Source organism: Georgenia sp. Z1344 (genome assembly GCF_049856295.1).
In the GTDB taxonomy this organism is placed as follows: domain Bacteria; phylum Actinomycetota; class Actinomycetes; order Actinomycetales; family Actinomycetaceae; genus JB111.
Genome location: NZ_JBNDMZ010000009.1, coordinates 85,874 through 104,576, shown reverse-complemented (window position 1 = coordinate 104,576; position 18,703 = coordinate 85,874). Strand labels below are relative to the sequence as shown.

The following is an 18,703-nucleotide window of genomic DNA, read 5'->3' as shown; positions in this document are numbered from 1 at the left end:
TTTGCCGACCGTTGAGACGCAACTATCAGCATGGACCCCCGTTCCATGTCGAGAGTGTCATGTCGCGTGACCGAATCGTGATGTGCCCGAGCATGGAGGTCTCATCGCACTCCGCGTGCCACGTCGCGACACGCATTCGTGACATGGAATGTGTTTCCATGTGGCCGATCCCCTGTTACGGTCCCCGACATGGAACAGCGTGCCAAGTCGTATCACTCGCAAGGGCTCGTCCGAGCCCTGGCGATCTTGCGACTGCTCGGCAAGGCACCCGCCCCCCTCACGCTGGCCTCGATCGCCACGGAGCTCGAGCTGCCGAAGTCGACCGCGGTCCGCCTCCTCCAGGTGATGGAGGAGGAGGGGTTCGTCCGCCGCTCCGGCGAGCACCCGGCGTACTCGATCGGGCATGCCGTCCACGAGATCGCCGAGGGCTACCGGCCGCCGAGCATGTCCGACGTCGCGGCCCCGGTCCTCAGCCGGCTCGCCGACGAGGTGGGCTTCACCGCAAACGTCGGCCTCCTCGAGGGCCCCTCGGTCCTCCACCTGCACGTGGCGGAGCCGCAGCGCGCGCTCCGCTTCGCCACCGGCGGCACGCTCGACCACGCGTACTGCACCGGACTCGGCAAGCTGCTCATGTCGGTCCTCCCGGAGGACGCCATCGACGCCCACCTCCCGGAGTCCGAGCCCTACTCGAGCTGGACCGCACGCACGATCACCACCCGGGCCGGCATCGTCGACGAGCTCGAGCGGATCCGCCGGGACGGCTACAGCGTCGACGACGAGGAGCGCAACCGCGGCGTCACCTGCATGGCCGTCCTCCTGCCGACGCACGGCGCCCCCACGTTGGCGATGTCCGTCTCCGCCCCGAGCGCCGAGCTCGAGGAGCCGGCCCGTGCGACGCTCCTCCCCGTCCTCAACGCCGCGGCGGCCGAGCTCGTCGCGGCGCCCGGTTTCGACGCCGCGCTCGAGCCGCTGCGCCCCCGGATGGCCACCGCATGATCGTCGACGTCCACAGCCACTGCCACCAGCCGGAGCACTGGGGGAGCGAGCACGAGGACCACTGGCAGGGCGCCTACGGCGGCGAGCCCTACCCGGTGGTCACGCCCGAGTCCTACGACCAGGTCATGCAGGAGGCCGGCGTCGACGTCGCGGTCGTCTTCGGCCTCGCGGCGTCGCAGGCCGGGGTGCGCACGCCGAACCGCTTCGTCGCCGACTTCGTGGCACGGATGCAGACCCCGGCGATCCCGTTCTGCTCGATCGACCCGCTCGACGCCGACTGGCGCGACCAGCTCGACGAGGCCGTCGAGCTCGGCTTCCAGGGTGTCAAGCTCTACCCGGTCCTGTCGCTGTTCGACCCGCTCGCCGACGAGTTCGACGACTTCTACACGACGCTTCGGGCGAACGGCATGGTCGCCCTGTGGCACATGGGCGCCACCCCCAGCCCCGTCGGCCGGCTCGCGGTCAGCCAGCCGATGGTCATCGACGAGGTCGCCCGCCGCCACCCGGACCTCACCCAGGTCATGGCGCACATGGGCCACCCCTGGCAGCGCGACACGAACGTCGTGCTGCGCAAGAACCCGCGCGTCTTCGCCGACGTGTCGGGCGTCCCGTCCCGGCCGATGGACGCGTTCTTCGCATTCGTCGGCGCCCAGGAGTGGCGCACGGTCGACAAGCTCGTGTTCGGCTCCGACTACCCCCTCTGGACCCCCGCGCAGGCGCTCGCCAACCTGCGCGCGATCGCCCGGTTCCGCGCCGGGAACCTGCCGTTCGTGGCCGACGACACGATCGAGCGGATCATCCACTGCGACGCGCTGACGATGCTCGAGCTCACCGCTCCCGCCGGCACGCACTCTTCGACACCTAGGAGCACCTCGTGACATCCGTCTCCCGCAGCCTCGCCGAGGCTGCCGAGCGCATCATCCCGGGCGGGGTCAACTCCGCCACCCGCAGCATCGGCGCACCATGGGCCTGGCGGTCGGCCAAGGGCGCCACGATGACCGACATGGACGGTGGCGTCTACACCGACTACCACGCCGCCTTCGGGGCGATCCTGCTCGGCCACAGCGACGAGCGGGTCAACGACGCCGTCACCCGCGCGATCGCCGACATCGACCTCGTGGGCGTCGGGACCACGGAGCTCGAGGTCGAGCTCGCCCGGCTCGTGGTCGACGCCATCCCGAGCGCCGAGATGGTCATCTCCACGATGAGCGGGTCGGAGGCCACGTTCCAGGCCGTCCGTCTCGCCCGTGGCGCGACGGGGCGCCCCTTCATCCTCAAGTTCCAGGGCAACTTCCACGGGTCCTACGACGCGCTCGCCCGCAACGTCATCTCGAGCCCCGACCTCGCCTGGGGCCGCGACCCGAACTCCTCGGGAATCCTCGACGACGCCATCGACCACACGCTGATCGCCGAGTTCAACGACCTCGCCTCGGTGCAGGAGCACTTCGCCCGGCACCCCGAGCAGATCGCCGCCGTCATCCTCGAGCCCGTGCCCCACAACGTCGGCGCGCTCCTGCCCGAGCAGGAGTTCCTCGAGGGCCTGCGCGAGATCACACGGGCGCACGGCAGCCTCCTGATCTTCGACGAGGTGATCTCCGGCTTCCGGCACGCGCTCGGCGGGTACCAGGAGCTGTGCGGCGTCACCCCGGACCTCACCACCTTCGGCAAGGCGATGGGCAACGGGTTCCCGGTCGCGGGCCTCGCCGGCTCCACCGAGGCGATGTCCCACTTCACGCCCGCCGGCGGCTCGGTCATGCTCGCCGGCACCTTCAACGGGAACGCCGCGTCGATGGCCGCCGCCATCGCCACGATCGAGGTCCTCAAGGACCCCGAGGTCGACTTCTACGGTCACGTGGGCCGCCTCGGCGACCGGATGCGCGTGGGTCTCCAGCAGATCGCCGACGACGCCGGGATCGCCGCGCACGTCACCGGTCTCGGCTCCGTCTTCATCCCGTACTTCCTCGACGGCGAGGTGCGTGGCTACCGCGACCTGCTGCGCAACGACGACCACGCCTACGCGACCTTCCACCGCCGCATGATCGACAAGGGCTCGTTCATGTACCCGATGGCGCTCAAGCGGAACCACATCTCGCTCGCGCACACCGAGGCCGACGTCGACCGCACGCTCGCCCAGGCCGAGGACGTCCTCGGTGCGATGGCGCGCGAGGGGATCTTCGCGGCGCAGGCGGCGAACGCCTGACATGTCCCCGATCTCCTCGACCGTGCTGACCGGAGGCCTCGTGGCCGACGGGCTCGGCGGCGACCCCTTCCTCGGTGACGTGCTCGTCGCCGACGGACGGGTCTCCGCCGTCGTCCCGGCGCGCGAGCGGCCCGCCGGCGGGTACGACGCGGAGATCGTCGACTGCACGGACCGGGTCGTCGCCCCCGGGTTCGTCGACCTCCACTGCCACTCCGACCTCAGCCTGCTCGCCTACCCGGGCAACGAGAGCAGGGTCGGTCAGGGAGTGACCACCGAGGTGGTGGGGAACTGCGGCATGAGCCCGGCCCCCGGGAACGCCGACGCCGCCGGCCTCGCCCGAGTCATCAGCACGATCGACGTCACGCCCGACCTCGGGTGGACCTGGACCGACGTCGCCGGCTGGCTCCAGGCGCTCGACGACTGCGAGACGGCGACCAACGTCGCCGCCCAGGTCGGGCACGGATCCGCACGGTTCGCCGTGACCGGCACGAGCACGGACCCGCTCGACGACGACGGGCTCGCCGCCCTCGAGCGGGAGGTCGAGGACGCCTTCGCGGCCGGCGTCGTCGGCGTGAGCCTCGGGCTGATGTACGCGCCCGGCGCCTCGGCCGGTGCGGACGAGCTCGCCGCCGTCGCCCGGATCGTCGCCGCGCACGACGGCCTGCTCTCGGCGCACCTGCGCGACTACCGCGCCGGGTCCCTGCGGCGCTCGATCGACGAGCTGGCCGGTGCGTCCGGCGAGGGCGGGCCGAGGCTCCAGGTCTCCCACCTGCGGGGCATCGGCGGGCAGCACGGGTTCCCGGAGGCGCTCGCCCACCTCGCGGCGCTGCGGGAGTCCGTCGACATCGACGCCGACGCGTACCCCTACGTCCACGGCCACACCACGCTCACCCAGCTGCTTCCGCCCGAGCTCCGCGACGGCGGGCCGGACGCCGTGGTCGCGGCCTGCCTCACCGACCCGGGCGCGGTCGCGAGGGAGCTCGCCGCCGCCGGGTACGGCCTCGACCAGATCCTCGTGATGAAGGCGACCGAGACGCCCGAGGCCGTCGGATCGGACCTCACGGAGGCGCCCGGGGACCCCTGGCTCTGGCTCGTCGACCTCCTCGTCGCCAACCGCGGCCTCGTCGACGTCGCGGCCGAGAGCGGCCGGTGGAGCGACATCGACCTCATGCTCGCCACCGACTGGGTCTCGATCGCCTCCGACGGCACCGCGCTCGACCGCACCCACCGCGCGTCCGTGGCCCACCCCCGCTCGTGGGGTGCCTTCTCCGCGGGGTACCGCATGCTGCGGCACCGCGGGACCGCGATCGGCGAGACCGTGCGCCGGCTCTCGACGGCGCCCGCCGCGCGTGCCGGCATCAGCAGCGGGATCGTGCCCGGGCGGCGGGCCGACCTCGTCGTCCTCGACGACCAGGCCTTCGACTCCGCGGCCACGTTCGGGGACCCGGCCCGGCCGTCCGTCGGGCTCGACCACGTGTACGTGGGCGGCATCGCCGTCGTCGACTCCGGGCGCCTGACCGGCGCCCGCCCGGGAGCGCTCATCAGAGGGAGAGAGCAGTGAACGAGGACAAGACGCCGCTCGGCGTCGGGATCGTGGGGGTCGGCGGCATCGCCCTGTCCCACATGGCCGCGCTGCGCACGATGCCCGGCGCGCGGCTCGTCGCGGTGTGCGACCTGGACGCCGCCCGTGCCGCCGAGGTGGCGCACACCGAGCGCTGCGCCGGCTACGGGTCGGTCGAGGAGCTCCTCGCGGACGACGAGGTCGAGGCCGTCATCGTCTGCACCCCGAACATGACGCACGAGAAGCTGGGCCACCAGGTCCTTCAGGCCGGCAGGCACCTGCTGATGGAGAAGCCGCTGGCGCTGACCCCGGAGGGGGCGCGCGGCGTCGCCGCCGAGGCCGAGGCGCGCGGGCTCGCGCTCGCCGTGGGCCACAGCCACCGGTTCTCCGACCAGAGCCTCGCGATCCGCGAGGTCATCGACGCCGGGGAGATCGGCACGCCCCGGTTCGTCCGGGTCGTCATCAACGGCGGCTGGATCTGGCCCGGCTGGCAGGCCTGGGTGCTCGACCCCGCCCTGTCCGGCGGCCACTCCCTGCACAACGGCGTCCACCTCGTCGACCTCGCGAGCTGGTGGATCGGCGAGCCCGCCACGAGCGTCCACTCGGTGGGGCAGCACGCCACGAGCGAGGCGCTCGACATCTACGACTACCTCGTCATGGGGCTCGGCTTCGCGAGCGGCGCCGCGGCCGTCTGCGAGATCAGCCGCGGCGAGCGGCCCCGCAGCGCGTCCTACCTCGAGCTCACCGTGGTGGGCACCGACGGCGTCCTCACGCGCTCGTGGGACGCCGAGGGCGTCCTCGCCTGGACCGACACCGGCCTCACCGCCTGGGGCGTCGACGGGTCCGGCCCCCGCACCTTCGTCCGCGAGCTCGAGGCGTTCGTCGCCGCGGCGCGCAGCGAGGCCGAGGTCGTCCCGCCGGTCTCGGCGGCGATCCACGCCGTCGACATCGCCGCGGCGTCCGAGGAGTCCCTGCGCACGGGCCGCACGATCGAGATCGGAGCCCTGTCATGACCGGACCGCTGGCCACCCGCCCGGGCCTCACGCGCGCGCTCGCCGCGGTCCGCAGCGGCGAGATCGGGCTCCTGCGCGCCGTCGCCCTCGATCTCGTCGCGACCGGCCCGGGGGACGCGCTGAGCGAGCTCGGCCCGGACGCGATCGAGGTCCTGCGCGGCGCGACCGGCCCGACCTCGGTCACGCTCCAGGCCCACGCGAGTGCCGACACGGGCGCCGCGACGTTCCTCGGTCGCGCCGACCACGGGGTCGCGGTGAGCGCCCACCTCTCCCTGGTCGCGGGGGAGCGCCGGGAGTATCTGCGCGCCGCCGTCCGGATCGTCGGCACGCACGGGTCGGTGCTCGTCGACCTCCTGAGCCCCGAGCTCGACGTCCGCACCGCGGCCGGCGTGCGCGCGGTGCCCTTCGGCCTGCCCGGCGCGGACGTCGCGCCGGACGAGGCGACCGAGACCCTGTCCGCGATCGCCGGTTCGGCGCGGTCCGGTGCGACGGCAGAGACCAGCTGGTGAGGAAGGAGCGGACATGAAGTGGTTGACGTTCGACGAGGACGGCGCGGTCCGGCACGGGTACGTCGAGGGCGACGAGATCGTCGTCACCGGCGACGGGGACCTGACCGCCGTCGTCCGGGGAGAGGCCGGCACGGCCGAGGCGGGCCGACGCCCGCTCGACGGCGCGCGCATCCTCGCCCCGCTGCTCGCCCCGGGCAAGGTGCTCGCGGTCGCCGCGAACTACCAGGAGCACGTCAAGGAGGCCGGGTTCGAGGCGCGCAAGCAGTCCACCGCGACGCCGCGGCTCTTCCTCAAGCCCGACACCTCGATCACGGGCCCGGGCGCCCCGGTGGCGCTCAACCCGATCACGAGCCAGCTCGACTGGGAGGTCGAGATCGCCGCGGTCATCGGCCGGCGTGCCCAGGGTGTGCCGGTGGACCGGGCGCTGGAGCACGTGTTCGGCTACGCCACGAGCAACGACATCTCGGCGCGCAGCCTCGACCTGGGTGTCGAGCGCGACGGCGAGGCGGCGACCGGGTTCTTCGACTGGCTCGAGGGCAAGTGGCTCGACGGCTCCGCGCCGCTGGGCCCCTACCTCGTCACGAGCGACGAGGTGCCCGACCCACAGAACCTCGGGCTGACGCTCGAGCTCAACGGACAGGTCATGCAGCGGGGGAGCTCGACCGACATGGTCCACACCGTCGCCGAGCTGGTGTCCTTCAGCTCGCGACTCATGACCCTCAACCCCGGTGACGTCATCCTCACCGGCACACCGTCCGGCGTCGGTGCCACCACCGGCGTCTTCCTCCAGCCCGGCGACACCATGGTCGCCGCGGTCGAGGGACTCGGGTCCCTCACCACCCCCATCGTGGCGGCATAGTCGCCGCCCGCACCAGCACCACCCGATCACGAGGAGCAATGATGCGATCACGAATCGCGAAGAGTGTCGTGGCAGTCGGCCTCACGACGGCCCTGCTCGCCGCCTGCGGGGGCGGCGGCGACGACGGTGACGGCGGCGAGTCCGGGTCGGACGGGGGCGAGGCCACGTCGGCGAACCTCTACCTGTACCAGGCGCCCGTCCAGTTCAACCCGCTCGCGCCCGGCCAGGGTGCCGAGCAGCTGACGATGTCGCTCGTCTACGACGGCCTGTTCAACCTGGGCCCGGACTTCGAGCCGGTCCCGCGCATCGCCGAGTCGTGGGACGTCTCGGACGACGCGACCACCTACACGTTCCACCTGCGCGAGGGACTCGAGTGGAGCGACGGTGAGCCGATCACCGCGGACGACGTCGTCTTCACGTACAACCTGTTCGCCAACCCGGACGTCGCCAGCCCCAACGTCGCCCCCTTCGACAACGTCGTCGGGTTCGACGCGGTCCAGGACGGCTCGGCCGAGACGCTCGAGGGCCTCGTGGCGGAGGACGAGCAGACGGTGTCGATCACGCTCACCGACCCGACCCCCGGGTACCTCGCGGAGTTCGGCATCGGCTTCGGGATCCTCCCCGAGCACGTCCTCGGCGAGGTCGCGCCCGGCGAGATCATGGAGCACGAGTTCTGGACGATGCCGACCGTGAGCTCCGGCCCCTACGTCATGCAGGAGTTCAACACCGACCAGAACGTCGTCCTCGAGGCCAACCCCAACTACTGGACCGAGGTCGGCATCGACACCCTCTACCTCCAGATGCTCACGACCGACGTCGCGACCGCGCAGCTCGCCACCGGCGAGATCGACCTCGTCCAGATCGCGCCGCAGGACCTCGAGACGGTCGAGGGGCTCGACGGCGTCACCGTCGGCTCGGCGCCGTCGCCCGGGTTCCTCCGCCTGCTCGTCAACTTCACCAAGTTCGAGGACGAGCGGATCCGTCAGGCGTTCCTCATGGCCATCGACCGCCAGGGCATCATCGACGGCATCCTCGGCGGCCACGGCGAGACGATCAACAGCACGATCATGACGCCGTGGGCGCTGCCCGACGACCTCGAGACGTACGACTACAACCCGGAGGAGGCGACGGCGCTCCTCGAGGAGGCGGGCTTCGACTTCGACCAGGAGGTCGCGATCAGCTACATCCCCGGGACGGCCGATCGTGACGCCGCCGTCCAGGTCGCCATCGAGAACCTCAACGCGATCGGCGTCAACGCCGTCGCGCAGCAGATCGAGAGCGCGAACCAGCTCTCGATGATCGAGAACGCGGAGTACGACCTCATGGTCTCGGGCGGTGGCTTCTACACCCCCGACCCGACGGTCTCTGCCAACGCGCTGACCTGCGACAACGTCTTCCCCGCCGGAGGCAACACGTCCCTGTTCTGCAACGAGGAGCTCGACGCCCTGCTCGCCGAGGGCGCCGTCACCGCCGACGAGGGCGAGCGCGAGTCGATCTACCAGGACGCCGTCCGCATGGACAACCAGCTGGTGCCCTACCTCTGGCTCTACGTCCCCGACACGCTGTGGGCGTCGAGCGACCGCCTCCAGGGCTTCGAGCCGCACGGCGACTTCGCCAACGGCTTCTGGAACGTCGCCGAGTGGACCGTGACGGAGTAGCTGCATGCTGAGAGCCCTCGTCCCACGTCTCCTCTCGAGCGTGGCTGTCTTCCTGCTCATCGCCATCGGACTGTTCGCGCTGGTCCGGCTCGCACCCGGCGACCCCATCGAGATGATGGTGCCGCCGGAGCTGGCCGGAGCCCAACGCGACGCGTACCTCGCGTCGGTCCGCGAGAGGTTCGGTCTCGACCAGCCGATCGTCGTGCAGTTCTGGCGCTGGCTCGGTGGGCTCCTGACGGGGGATCTCGGCTACTCGTACACCAACGGCCGGCCGGTCGGCGACCTCCTCGCCGACCGGCTGGGCCCCACGGCCCTGCTCATGGGCAGCGCCCTGACCATCGGTCTGATCGTCGCGGTCCCGGCCGGCGTCATCGCCGCCGTGCGCCGCAACACGATCGCCGACTACACGATCAGCTCGGTGAGCGTCATCGCGATCGCCGTCCCGAGCTTCTTCCTCGGCATGCTCGCCATCTACACCTTCGCGGTGCGGATGCAGGTCCTGCCCTCCTCGGGGATGCACTCGCCGGGTCGCGACGACCTCGGCGACCTGCTGCTCCACATGATCATGCCGGTGGGCCTGCTCGCCCTGGCCAACGCGGCCAACTTCATCCGGTACGTGCGCAGCGGCGTGCTCGAGGAGCTGAACAAGGACTACGTCCGCACGATCATCGCGAAGGGCGGCACCCGGGCACGGGCCCTGCGGCACGCCCTGCGCAACAGCCTGATGTCGCTGGTCACGGTGCTCGCGATGACGATCCCGATCGCCCTGTCCGGTGCGGTCGTGCTCGAGCAGATCTTCTCGTGGCCCGGGATGGGTCAGCTGGCGATCGACGCCCTCGGGCAGCGCGACTACCCGGTGCTCATCGGGTTCGGGCTCTACATCGCGGTGCTCGTGCTCATCTGCAACCTCATCGCCGACCTGTCCTACACGATCATCGACCCGAGGGTGAGGACCGCACGATGACGAGCCAGACCCCCGGTCCCGCCTCGAGCGTCGACCTGTCCCCGGGCCAGAGCCCCGGTCCCGTCACGGGGGCCGACGTCGCCGGGACGCAGTCGGAGTCGTCCCCCGACAAGCTCGCGGTGCGCCGGTTCCTCAAGAACCCGATCGCGGTGATCGGCGTCATCGCCCTGGTCATCACCGTGCTCGCGAGCGTGCTCGCCCCGTACATCAGCCCGCACCCGCCGAACGCGATCGACCTGACGAACGTCCGCCAGCCGCCGTCCGGGGAGCACTGGCTCGGCACGGACTCGACCGGGCGCGACGTCTTCAGCCGGCTGCTCGCGGGCGGCCAGATCTCGCTCATGGTGGGCTTCCTCGCCGCGCTCATGGCGGTGGTCATCGGCACGCTGGCCGGCGTCGTCGCCGGATGGTTCGGCGGCATCGTCGACGGGATCATCAGCCGCGTCATCGACATCATGCTCTCGGTGCCGCCGGTGCTCGTCATCATCGTCCTGGCCGGCGTCATCGGACCGAGCGTGCCGATGCTCATCATCGTCATCGCCGGCCTCGCGTGGCCCACGCCTGCGCGCATCGCGAGAGGCGTGGTGCTCAGTCTCCGGGAGGAGGAGTTCGTCCAGGCCGCGCGGGCCCTCGGCTCGCGGACCGGGTTCATCCTCATGAGGCACCTCGTGCCCGGCGTGCTGCCCCCGATCGTCGTCTCGGCGACCCTGCTCGTGGCGGAGTCCGTGCTCCTCGAGTCCTCGCTGTCGTTCCTCGGCGCCGGCGTCCAGCCCCCGGAGTCCAGCTGGGGCAACATGCTCAACGAGGCCCAGTCCCTCACCGTCCTGTCGTCGATGCCGTGGCTGTGGGTGCCGGCCGGTCTGATGATCGCCGTCACCGTCCTGTCGGCGATGGCGATCGGGGACGGCGTCCGGGACGCCATCGACCCGCGGAAGAACACCTGACATGACAGACGAGAAGACGACGACGACCACGTCGGACGGGCCGATCATGAACGGGTCGACCACGATCAGGTCGACGACGGACAGCACGTCGAGCGGCTCGACCACGGACGGGCAGACGACGACGAACCCCCTGCTGGCGGTCCGCGACCTCACCCTCGACATCCGGACGCCCCAGGGCAAGGCGCGCATCCTCGAGGACGTGTCGCTCGAGGTCCACGAGGGCGAGATCGTCGGCGTCGTGGGTGAGTCCGGCTCTGGCAAGAGCATGACCGCGCTCAGCGTCCTGCGGATCCTGCCCCCGACCGCCTCCATCCTCGGCGGTCACATCGAGTTCGAGGGCGTCGACCTCGCCACGCTGAGCCAGGGCGGGATGCGCAAGATCCGGGGGCGGCGCATCGCGATGGTCTTCCAGGACCACATGACGACCCTCGACCCGGTGATCTCCATCGGAGCGCAGATCGAGGAGGCCTACCTCATCCACCACCCGCGGGCCGGCCGGGCGAAGGCCCGCGCCCTGGTGGTCGAGACCCTCGAGCGGGTCGGCGTGCCGGACGCCGCGGAGCGGGCGAAGCAGTACCCGCACCAGTGGTCCGGCGGCATGCGCCAACGCGCGGTCATCGCGATGGCGCTCGTCAACGACCCGGACGTCATCATCGCCGACGAACCCACCACGGCCCTCGACGTGACGATCCAGGCGGAGATCCTCGCCCTCCTGCGCGCGATCCGCGACCGCCGCGGCCTGTCGATCCTGCTCATCACGCACGACATGGGCGTCATCGCCGACATGGCCGACCGCATCGTCGTCATGAAGGAGGGGCGGGTCGTCGAGACGGCGGAGTCGCACGCCCTCTTCGCGTCGCCGCAGCACCCCTACACGCGCAAGCTCCTCGACGCCGTGCCGCAGCCGACCGGCGAGGAACCCGTTCCCGCCGAGCCGGAGACCTCCGACCCGGTCGCGCTCGAGGTCACCGACCTCGTGGTCCAGTACAACCGCTCCTGGCGCCGGCAGGGCTTCCGCGCGGTGGACGGCGTCAGCTTCTCGGTGCCCGAGGGGTCCGTCGTCGGGCTCGTGGGCGAGTCGGGATCGGGCAAGTCGACGATCGGCAAGGCGATCGTCGGGCTCGCCCCGATCACGGCCGGCAGCATCCGGGTCGGCGACGTCGACCTCAAGGACCTGCGGGGAGGGGCCGCGCGCCGGTCGCGCGCGAACTACGGCATGGTCTTCCAGGACCCGGCCTCCTCGCTCAACCCGCGGATGACGATCGGCCAGTGCATCGCCGAGCCGCTCGTCGCGCACCGGCGCGAGATGACGAAGGCCGAGCGCAAGGCCCGCGTCGTCGAGCTCCTCGAGCAGGTCCAGCTGCCCGCCGCGTGGGTCACGCGCTTCCCGCACGAGCTCTCCGGCGGCCAGCGCCAGCGGGTCGGTATCGCCCGGGCGCTGGCGCTCGACCCGGAGCTGCTCATCGCGGACGAGCCGACCTCGGCGCTCGACGTGTCGGTCCAGGCCGCCGTGCTCGACGTGTTCCAGGACCTGCAGCAGCGGCTCGGCTTCTCCTGCCTCTTCATCAGCCACGACCTCGCGGTCGTCGAGCTGCTCTCGGAGAGCGTCGTCGTGCTCCAGGGCGGGCAGATCGTCGAGCGCGGGAACGCGCAGGCGGTCCTCAACGACCCGCAGACCGACTACACCCGTCGGCTCGTCGAGGCCGCGCCGGTCCCGGACCCCGAGCGTCAGCGGGACCGGCAGCTCACGCACGTCACCACCCACTAGATCTGCACGACCAACCCCACAACAGGAGTACACCCATGCGCGTCATGACCGTCTACGCCCATCCCGCCGACACGATCACCAACTGCGGTGGCACGCTGGCGCTCCACGCCGACGCCGGCGACGAGATCGTCGCCGTGATCCTCACGCACGGCGGACGGATCCACCCCAACGTCTACGCCGAGGAGGCGCGCAAGGAGGACGCCGCCGACCTCGCCCTCCTCGAGGCCGACCGCGAGGCGATCATCGAGAACAAGAAGGGCGAGCTGCGGCGCGCCGCCGAGATCGTCGGCATCGGCACGATCGAGTTCCTCGACCACGACGACGCCATCAGCGTGGTGCAGGAGGACATGGTCGACGAGGTCGCCGAGCTCATCGCCAAGCACCGGCCCGACGTCATCATCGCGGACTACCCGCAGAACCCCGCGGTGACGAACTCCGCGCACACGATCGCGACGATGACGCTCATCGCCGCCCTCGACCGTGCCTCCCAGTTCCTCAAGAACATCGACGGCAAGGAGGAGGTCAACGTCAAGCAGGTCTTCCTCGGCGGCCTCCCGGTCATGGCGGGCGACGCCCTGTCCACCTACGGCGTGCGCAACGACCTGTTCATCGACATCACCTCGGTGGTCGGCCGCAAGATCGCCGCGATGGACTGCTTCTCGAGCCAGGGCTACGACGGCCCGTTCGCCCGCAAGCTCATCGAGGCGAGCAACGGCGAGTTCGGCCGCACCGCCGGCGTCGCGCTCGCCGAGCCCTACGTCCGCTTCCGTGGCGAGACCCGGTCGCTGCTCCCGCTGACCGAGTACGCCGAGGCGGCCGACCCGCTCACCCGCCACGTGGCGTACTCGCAGTTCGACGTGCGTCGCGAGTTCCCGCTCGCCTAGTCACCCCGACGACGCCGCCGCCTCCGGCGTCGGTCCCGCCCGCCGGCCTGCCCGACCTGCCGACCTGACCGGCCGACCCCACCGAGACGCCCTGGAGGGCCCCGTGACCGTGACCGACCCCGCCGACGTCGTCGGCCGACCGCTCGAGGAGCTGCCGACCCCGGCGGTCCTCGTCGACCTGCCGACCGTGCGGCGCAACATCGCGCGGATGGCGGGGGTGGCGCGCGGCTTCGGCGTCGCGCTGCGTCCCCACTGGAAGACGAGCAAGTCCGCCGAGGTCGCCCGCATGCAGCTCGAGGCGGGGGCGGTCGGGCTCACGGCGGCGACGGCCGGCGAGGTCGAGGCGCTCGTCGCGGCCGGCGTGCCGGACGTCTTCTGGGCGTACCCGCCCGTCGGTCCGCACCGGGTCGCGACGGCGCTGGGCGCCGCGCGGCGCGCGCGCCTGATCGTCGGGGTCGACTCGCTCGCCTCGGCCCGGCCGCTCGCCGAGGCGGCGGCCGCGCAGGGCGTCGAGGTCGAGGTCCGCCTCGAGGTCGACACCGGCCTCGGGCGCACCGGCGTCGACCCCGAGGAGGCGCCGGCCGTGGCCCGGGACCTCGCGGACCTGCCGGGTCTCGTGCTCGAGGGGATCTTCACGCACGAGGGGCACGTCCAGGCCCTCGGGCCCGACCCGGAGCGGCGCCTCGAGGTCGGCACGGCGGCGGGGCGCCTCCTCGCCGATGTCGCCGACCGGCTGCGTGCGGACGGCCTCGAGGTCGGCAGCGTCTCGGTCGGCTCGACCGCCGGCTCACGGTCGGCCCCGAGCGCCGACGGCGTGACCGAGGCCCGTCCGGGCACCTACGTCTACGGCGACGAGAACCAGGTCGCCATCGGCACGATCGACCCGGCCGACACCGCGACGAGCGTGCTCAGCCGCGTGGTGAGCACGCAGCGGGGCGAGCCCGTCGTCGTCGACGCCGGGATCAAGGCCATGAGCTCCGACCCGAGCATGCACGGCGACGGACGGATCGGCACCGTCGTCACCGACGGCGGGGGAGTCCTCGCCAAGGGGTACGAGGAGCACGGCGTGCTCGGCGGCGCTGCGCCTTTGCAGGTCGGCGACCTCGTCCGGTTCCGCCCCAACCACGCCTGCGGGCTCACCAACATGCACAGCCACGTCCTCGTCGTCGACGGCGGTGTCGTCGTCGACGTCTGGCCCGTCCTGGGCCGTCACTAGAAGGGAACACCCCCATGCAGCAGATCACCTCGCCCGAGGCCCCCGCGCCGGCGGGCCCGTACTCGTCCGGCATCGTCAGCGGGGGGTTCCTCTTCCTCGCGGGGCAGGGGCCGTTCGACGCCGACAGCACCCTCGTCGGCGGCAGCTTCGCGGACCAGGTGCGGCGCACGTTCGCCAACCTCGAGGCCGTCGCCCAGGCGGCGGGGACCTCGATGAGCAATGCCGTGCGCATCGGCGTCTACCTCAACGACATGGCCGACTGGCCCGAGTTCAACGAGGTCTCGAAGGAGTGCCTGAGCGAGCCGTACCCGGCGCGGACCTCGATCCAGGCCGACCTCAGCGGCTTCCTCGTCGAGATCGACGCGGTCGTCGCGCTCGTCCCGGAGGCGTGACCGGCATGGAGCTCCTGCGTATCGGTCCGGTCGGCGGCGAGCGACCCGTGGTCCGGCAGGGCGGCACGACGTACGCGCTGGACGGCCTGACCGCCGACATCGACGGCGACTTCCTCGGCGGCGGCGGGATCGACCGCGTCGCCCGCGCGCTCGAGGCGGGCGAGCTGCCCGAGATGAGCATCGACGGCGCCCGCGTCGGCGCGCCGATCGCCCGCCCCACGGCGGTGATCTGCATCGGCCAGAACTACGCGGCCCACGCGGCGGAGTCCGGCGCCGAGCCCCCGAGCGAGCTCATCGTCTTCCTCAAGCACCCCAACACCGTCGTCGGCCCCTACGACGACGTCGTCATCCCCCCGGGCGCCGAGAAGCTCGACTGGGAGGTGGAGCTGGGCATCGTCGTCGGCCGCGCCGCGCACCGGCTCGCCTCCCGCGAGGAGGCGGAGGCCGTGATCGCCGGGTACGTCGTGTGCAACGACGTCTCCGAGCGCGAGCACCAGCTCGTCACCTCGCTCGGGCAGTGGTCGAAGGGTAAGACCGCGCCGACGTTCTGCCCCGTCGGTCCCGCGCTCGTGCCGGCGGGCGAGCTGGACCCGGGGGACCTGCGGATCTGGTCGACCGTCAACGGCGAGCCGCGGCAGGACTCGACGACGGCGGACCTCATCTTCGACGTCCCCACGATCGTCCACGAGCTCTCGCAGTACGTGCGGCTCGAGCCCGGCGACCTCATCAGCACGGGGACGCCGCAGGGCGTCGCCCTGTCGGGTCGCTTCCCCTACCTCACCGGCGGGGATGTCATGGAGATGGGCGTGGACGGCCTGGGCCACCAGCGCTCGCGCCTCGTGCCCGGCGACGGGAGCGCCGCCTAGCCCCGCCCGTCGTCGTCCGGCTCGTCGGTGCCCGTCGGGCGCCGTTCTCGTCGTCGGCCGTCCGGGCCGGTCCCGGTCGTCGGCCGTGCCTCCGCACGGCCGGTCACCATCGGACCCGGACGGTCGGGCGACAATGGCTCCCATGCCTCGCCTGACGATCCCCGTGCGCCTGCGCTGGTCGGACATCGACGCCTACCGGCACGTCAACAACGCGAAGATGCTCGGCATCCTCGAGGAGTGCCGCATCCAGGCGTTCTGGCAGCCGCGCCAGGGGGAGGACTCGCCCGCGATGGGCCCCGGGTCGGGCACGAACACGCTGATCGCCCGACAGGAGATCGAGTACCTCGCGCCCGTCGAGTACTCGCTCGAGCCCCTGCAGGTGGAGCTGTGGATCTCGCACATGGGCGGGGCGTCGATCGACGTCTGCTACGAGATCCCCGGGCCTGACGGGCCAGCCGCGCGGGCGACGACCACGCTCGTCCTCGTCGACGAGGAGACTGGACGTCCGCGCAGGATCACCGCGGCCGAACGTTCAGCGTGGTCCGAACTCACGGATGCTGCGATACGTTTCCGACGCCGGGACCGAGACACGTCCGACGGTGGCTCGTCGACGGTCGAGAACACGGCCTGAACCCCCTCTGGCCAGCTCGATGGAGAGCCCTCGGAGGCACTCATGTCCCACCATCCCCCCGAACCGCTCGGTCACCACCCCGGGCAGCCCGACGACCAGCACCAGGACTCCGGCCTGCACTCCGCGCAGTCGCCCGGGACCGGCCAGTACGCCGTCCATCCGAGCGCACCGTCGCCCGGCGGTCACGGCGGGTACGGGCCGCCCGGGGGCTACGGCGGCCCCGGAGGCCCCGGCCGGGCGGGAGGTCCCCCGGGCGTCGGCGACCCGTACCGCGCCACAGCCCCGGCGGACGCCGCGAAGGGGTTCTTCGCCAAGCTGTTCGACCTGTCCTTCAACGACTTCATCACCCTGACGTTCGCGAAGATCATCTATGTGCTGGTCATCGGGATCGCCGCGATCGGCTGGCTCATGCTCGTGGTCACCGGCTTCGCGACGGGAGAGGCGATGCTCGGCATCCTCGCCCTCCTGCTCGGCTGGGTGCCGGCCCTGCTCTACCTCGTCCTCGTCCGCGTCGGCCTCGAGTCGGCGATCGCGCTCATCCGGACGGCGCAGAACACGACCGACATGGTCCGCCGGGCCTGACGGCAGCCCCGGGGTCCCGGTGCCCCCGCGCCGGGACCCCGCGTGCTCCCCGGTCCTCGCGTGCTCCCGGGGTCTTGCCCGCCCTCGGGAGATCGCATGCCGCGGGGGACGTCTGGGCCGCGGGGACCCGGGTGCGGTGCCGGCGCGCACGAGGCCCGAGCCCGCGCCCGATCGGGCACGTCCTGCCCGGGCGCGCCTCGTCGTCGTGCAGGTGTCTATCGCAGGGACGGCCGGCGCCACTGCTCGCCGGGACCCGACCCCGAGACGTGCGGCTGGGGCTCGGGCACGCGGACCATGCCCTCCTGCCCGATGGTCGACACGAGCGCGCCGGAGCGGTCGTAGACCTCGGCGGTCCCGAGGCCACGGCCGCCCTGCGCGGACGGCGAGCGCTGGACGAACAGCAGCCAGTCGTCGACCCGCAGCTCTCGGTGCCACCACATCGAGTGGTCGAGCGAGGCCATCGAGAGCCCGTCCGTGCGCCACGTCAGTCCCTGTCGACGCAGCACCGGCTCGAGCATCACCTGGTCGCAGGCATAGGCGAGCAGGGCGCGGTGGAGGAGCTGGCTGCTGCCCTCGGGCAACGGGGCACGAGCCCGCATCCAGAGCATCTGCGTGTCGGACCTGTCCGGGTCCGGCCCCAGGTAGATGCTCGGCCCCACGTGCCGGATGTCGAACGCCGCGGTCGAGGACATGAACCGCGCGACGGGGTGGTCGACGGACTCGAACAGGTCGATCGCGCTCGGCAGCGTCTCCGGGTCCGGCGCGTCCGGTGCGGGGTCGTGGTGCTCGAGCCCCGGCTGGGTCTCCTGGAACGAGAAGATGATCGACAGGATCGGCTTCCCGCCCTGGAATGCGTGGCTGCGGCGGGTGGAGAACGAGCGGCCGTCGTGCAGGCGCTCGACGGCAAGGGTCACCCCGTGGTCGGCGTTGCCCGGGCGCAGGAAGTAGCCGTGGGCGGAGTGCAGCAGGCGTGGGCCGTCCCCGTCGTCGACGAGCGTGTCGTCGGCCGCGAGGATCGCCTGGGCGAGCACCTGCCCGCCGTAGATCCGCCCCGACAGCTGCGGCAGGGACTCCGCCGCGTACGTGTCGTCGCCGGTGCGCTCGAGGCGCATGGCGTCGAGGATGCGCCGCATCTGCTCCGAGTCGCTGCTCGGGACGTCGAGCACGCCCGACCGGTCGCCCGGCGGGGGAGGCACCGAGGGCACGCCGACGTGCGTCGTCTGCTCATCGCTCACGGCCGCGGCTCCAGCGTGTTGATCATCGCGTCGGCGGCGCGGACGAAGTAGTCCCACATGGCCTGCTCGGACTCGGGGTCGAGCCCGGCGTCGTCGAGGGCGGCGCGCATGTGCGTGAGCCACCGGTCCCGAGCGTCCGGGGTCACGCGGAACGGCGCGTGACGCATCCGCAGACGCGGGTGGCCGCGCTCCTCGGAGTACGTGGTGGGCCCGCCCCAGTACTGCTCGAGGAACATCCGCAGGCGCCGCTCGCCGCCCTCGACGTCGCCCTCGTACATCGGCGCGAGCACCTCGTCCGTGGCGACGCCCTCGTAGAAGCGACGGGCGAGCAGCTCGAAGGTCTCGTGGCCGCCGAGGCGGGCGAACAGCGCCGCGCGCTCGGCCAGCTGGGTCGATCGGTCGCTCGTCGTCATCGCCCCATTGTC

The 18,703-nt window shown here is 72.0% G+C and carries 19 protein-coding genes; 17 read left to right on the top strand and 2 right to left on the bottom strand.

The features are described from left to right. The first annotated feature begins 189 nt into the window (after positions 1-189). The 17 genes from ACPYO6_RS11220 (at position 190) to ACPYO6_RS11140 (ending at position 17,043) form a co-directional block, all read left to right on the top strand. Complete coding sequence (locus ACPYO6_RS11220; RefSeq protein ID WP_425714954.1) at positions 190-996, top strand: IclR family transcriptional regulator; 807 nt, start codon at positions 190-192, stop codon at positions 994-996. Further along, positions 993-1,874: an amidohydrolase family protein gene (locus ACPYO6_RS11215; protein ID WP_425714953.1), complete on the top strand. Its 882-nt coding sequence runs from the start codon at positions 993-995 to the stop codon at positions 1,872-1,874. The genes ACPYO6_RS11220 and ACPYO6_RS11215 overlap by 4 nt, the downstream gene beginning before the upstream one ends. After that, positions 1,871-3,196 (top strand): aspartate aminotransferase family protein, encoded by a 1,326-nt coding sequence (locus tag ACPYO6_RS11210; RefSeq protein ID WP_425714952.1) that lies wholly within the window; start codon positions 1,871-1,873, stop codon positions 3,194-3,196. The genes ACPYO6_RS11215 and ACPYO6_RS11210 overlap by 4 nt, the downstream gene beginning before the upstream one ends. A gap of 1 nt (position 3,197) precedes the next feature. After that, positions 3,198-4,757 (top strand): N-acyl-D-amino-acid deacylase family protein, encoded by a 1,560-nt coding sequence (locus ACPYO6_RS11205; protein ID WP_425714951.1) that lies wholly within the window; start codon positions 3,198-3,200, stop codon positions 4,755-4,757. After that, on the top strand, positions 4,754-5,770 hold the full coding sequence (locus ACPYO6_RS11200; protein ID WP_425714950.1) for a Gfo/Idh/MocA family protein: 1,017 nt from the start codon (positions 4,754-4,756) through the stop codon (positions 5,768-5,770). Before ACPYO6_RS11205 ends, ACPYO6_RS11200 begins: the two co-directional genes overlap by 4 nt. Continuing rightward, on the top strand, positions 5,767-6,279 hold the full coding sequence (locus tag ACPYO6_RS11195) for a hypothetical protein (protein WP_425714949.1): 513 nt from the start codon (positions 5,767-5,769) through the stop codon (positions 6,277-6,279). Before ACPYO6_RS11200 ends, ACPYO6_RS11195 begins: the two co-directional genes overlap by 4 nt. Positions 6,280-6,292: 13 nt before the next feature. After that, positions 6,293-7,138, top strand: a complete 846-nt coding sequence (locus ACPYO6_RS11190) for a fumarylacetoacetate hydrolase family protein (protein ID WP_425714948.1) — start codon at positions 6,293-6,295, stop codon at positions 7,136-7,138. A gap of 68 nt (positions 7,139-7,206) precedes the next feature. Continuing rightward, positions 7,207-8,796: an ABC transporter substrate-binding protein gene (locus tag ACPYO6_RS11185; RefSeq protein ID WP_425714946.1), complete on the top strand. Its 1,590-nt coding sequence runs from the start codon at positions 7,207-7,209 to the stop codon at positions 8,794-8,796. A gap of 4 nt (positions 8,797-8,800) precedes the next feature. Beyond that, positions 8,801-9,760, top strand: a complete 960-nt coding sequence (locus tag ACPYO6_RS11180; protein WP_425714944.1) for an ABC transporter permease — start codon at positions 8,801-8,803, stop codon at positions 9,758-9,760. Then, positions 9,757-10,704 carry an oligopeptide ABC transporter permease gene (gene opp4C, locus ACPYO6_RS11175; protein ID WP_425714943.1) on the top strand — a complete coding sequence of 316 codons (948 nt, stop codon included), beginning with the start codon at positions 9,757-9,759 and terminating at the stop codon, positions 10,702-10,704. The genes ACPYO6_RS11180 and opp4C overlap by 4 nt, the downstream gene beginning before the upstream one ends. Position 10,705: 1 nt before the next feature. Continuing rightward, positions 10,706-12,472, top strand: a complete 1,767-nt coding sequence (locus tag ACPYO6_RS11170; RefSeq protein WP_425714942.1) for an ABC transporter ATP-binding protein — start codon at positions 10,706-10,708, stop codon at positions 12,470-12,472. Between the two features lie 35 nt (positions 12,473-12,507). Beyond that, entirely contained in the window at positions 12,508-13,356 is an 849-nt protein-coding gene (locus ACPYO6_RS11165; protein WP_425714941.1) for a PIG-L deacetylase family protein, read from the top strand. A 103-nt stretch (positions 13,357-13,459) separates the two neighbouring features. Continuing rightward, positions 13,460-14,572 carry an alanine racemase gene (locus ACPYO6_RS11160; RefSeq protein WP_425714940.1) on the top strand — a complete coding sequence of 371 codons (1,113 nt, stop codon included), beginning with the start codon at positions 13,460-13,462 and terminating at the stop codon, positions 14,570-14,572. 14 nt (positions 14,573-14,586) lie between these two features. Continuing rightward, entirely contained in the window at positions 14,587-14,964 is a 378-nt protein-coding gene (locus tag ACPYO6_RS11155) for a RidA family protein (RefSeq protein WP_425714939.1), read from the top strand. A gap of 5 nt (positions 14,965-14,969) precedes the next feature. After that, positions 14,970-15,830, top strand: coding sequence for a fumarylacetoacetate hydrolase family protein (locus ACPYO6_RS11150; protein WP_425714937.1), 861 nt, complete (start codon positions 14,970-14,972; stop codon positions 15,828-15,830). A 142-nt stretch (positions 15,831-15,972) separates the two neighbouring features. Then, a complete protein-coding gene (locus tag ACPYO6_RS11145) occupies positions 15,973-16,461 on the top strand; it encodes an acyl-CoA thioesterase (RefSeq protein WP_425714936.1) in 489 nt (162 codons plus the stop codon). Positions 16,462-16,503: 42 nt separating this feature from the next. Beyond that, complete coding sequence (locus tag ACPYO6_RS11140) at positions 16,504-17,043, top strand: DUF4282 domain-containing protein (RefSeq protein ID WP_425714935.1); 540 nt, start codon at positions 16,504-16,506, stop codon at positions 17,041-17,043. 215 nt (positions 17,044-17,258) lie between these two features. Here the strand turns inward: ACPYO6_RS11140 and ACPYO6_RS11135 are convergent, their stop codons facing one another. Beyond that, positions 17,259-18,278: an acyl-CoA thioesterase gene (locus ACPYO6_RS11135; RefSeq protein ID WP_425714934.1), complete on the bottom strand. Its 1,020-nt coding sequence runs from the start codon at positions 18,276-18,278 to the stop codon at positions 17,259-17,261. After that, complete coding sequence (locus tag ACPYO6_RS11130) at positions 18,275-18,691, bottom strand: globin (RefSeq protein WP_425714933.1); 417 nt, start codon at positions 18,689-18,691, stop codon at positions 18,275-18,277. The genes ACPYO6_RS11135 and ACPYO6_RS11130 overlap by 4 nt, the downstream gene beginning before the upstream one ends. Between the last annotated feature and the right edge of the window lie 12 nt (positions 18,692-18,703).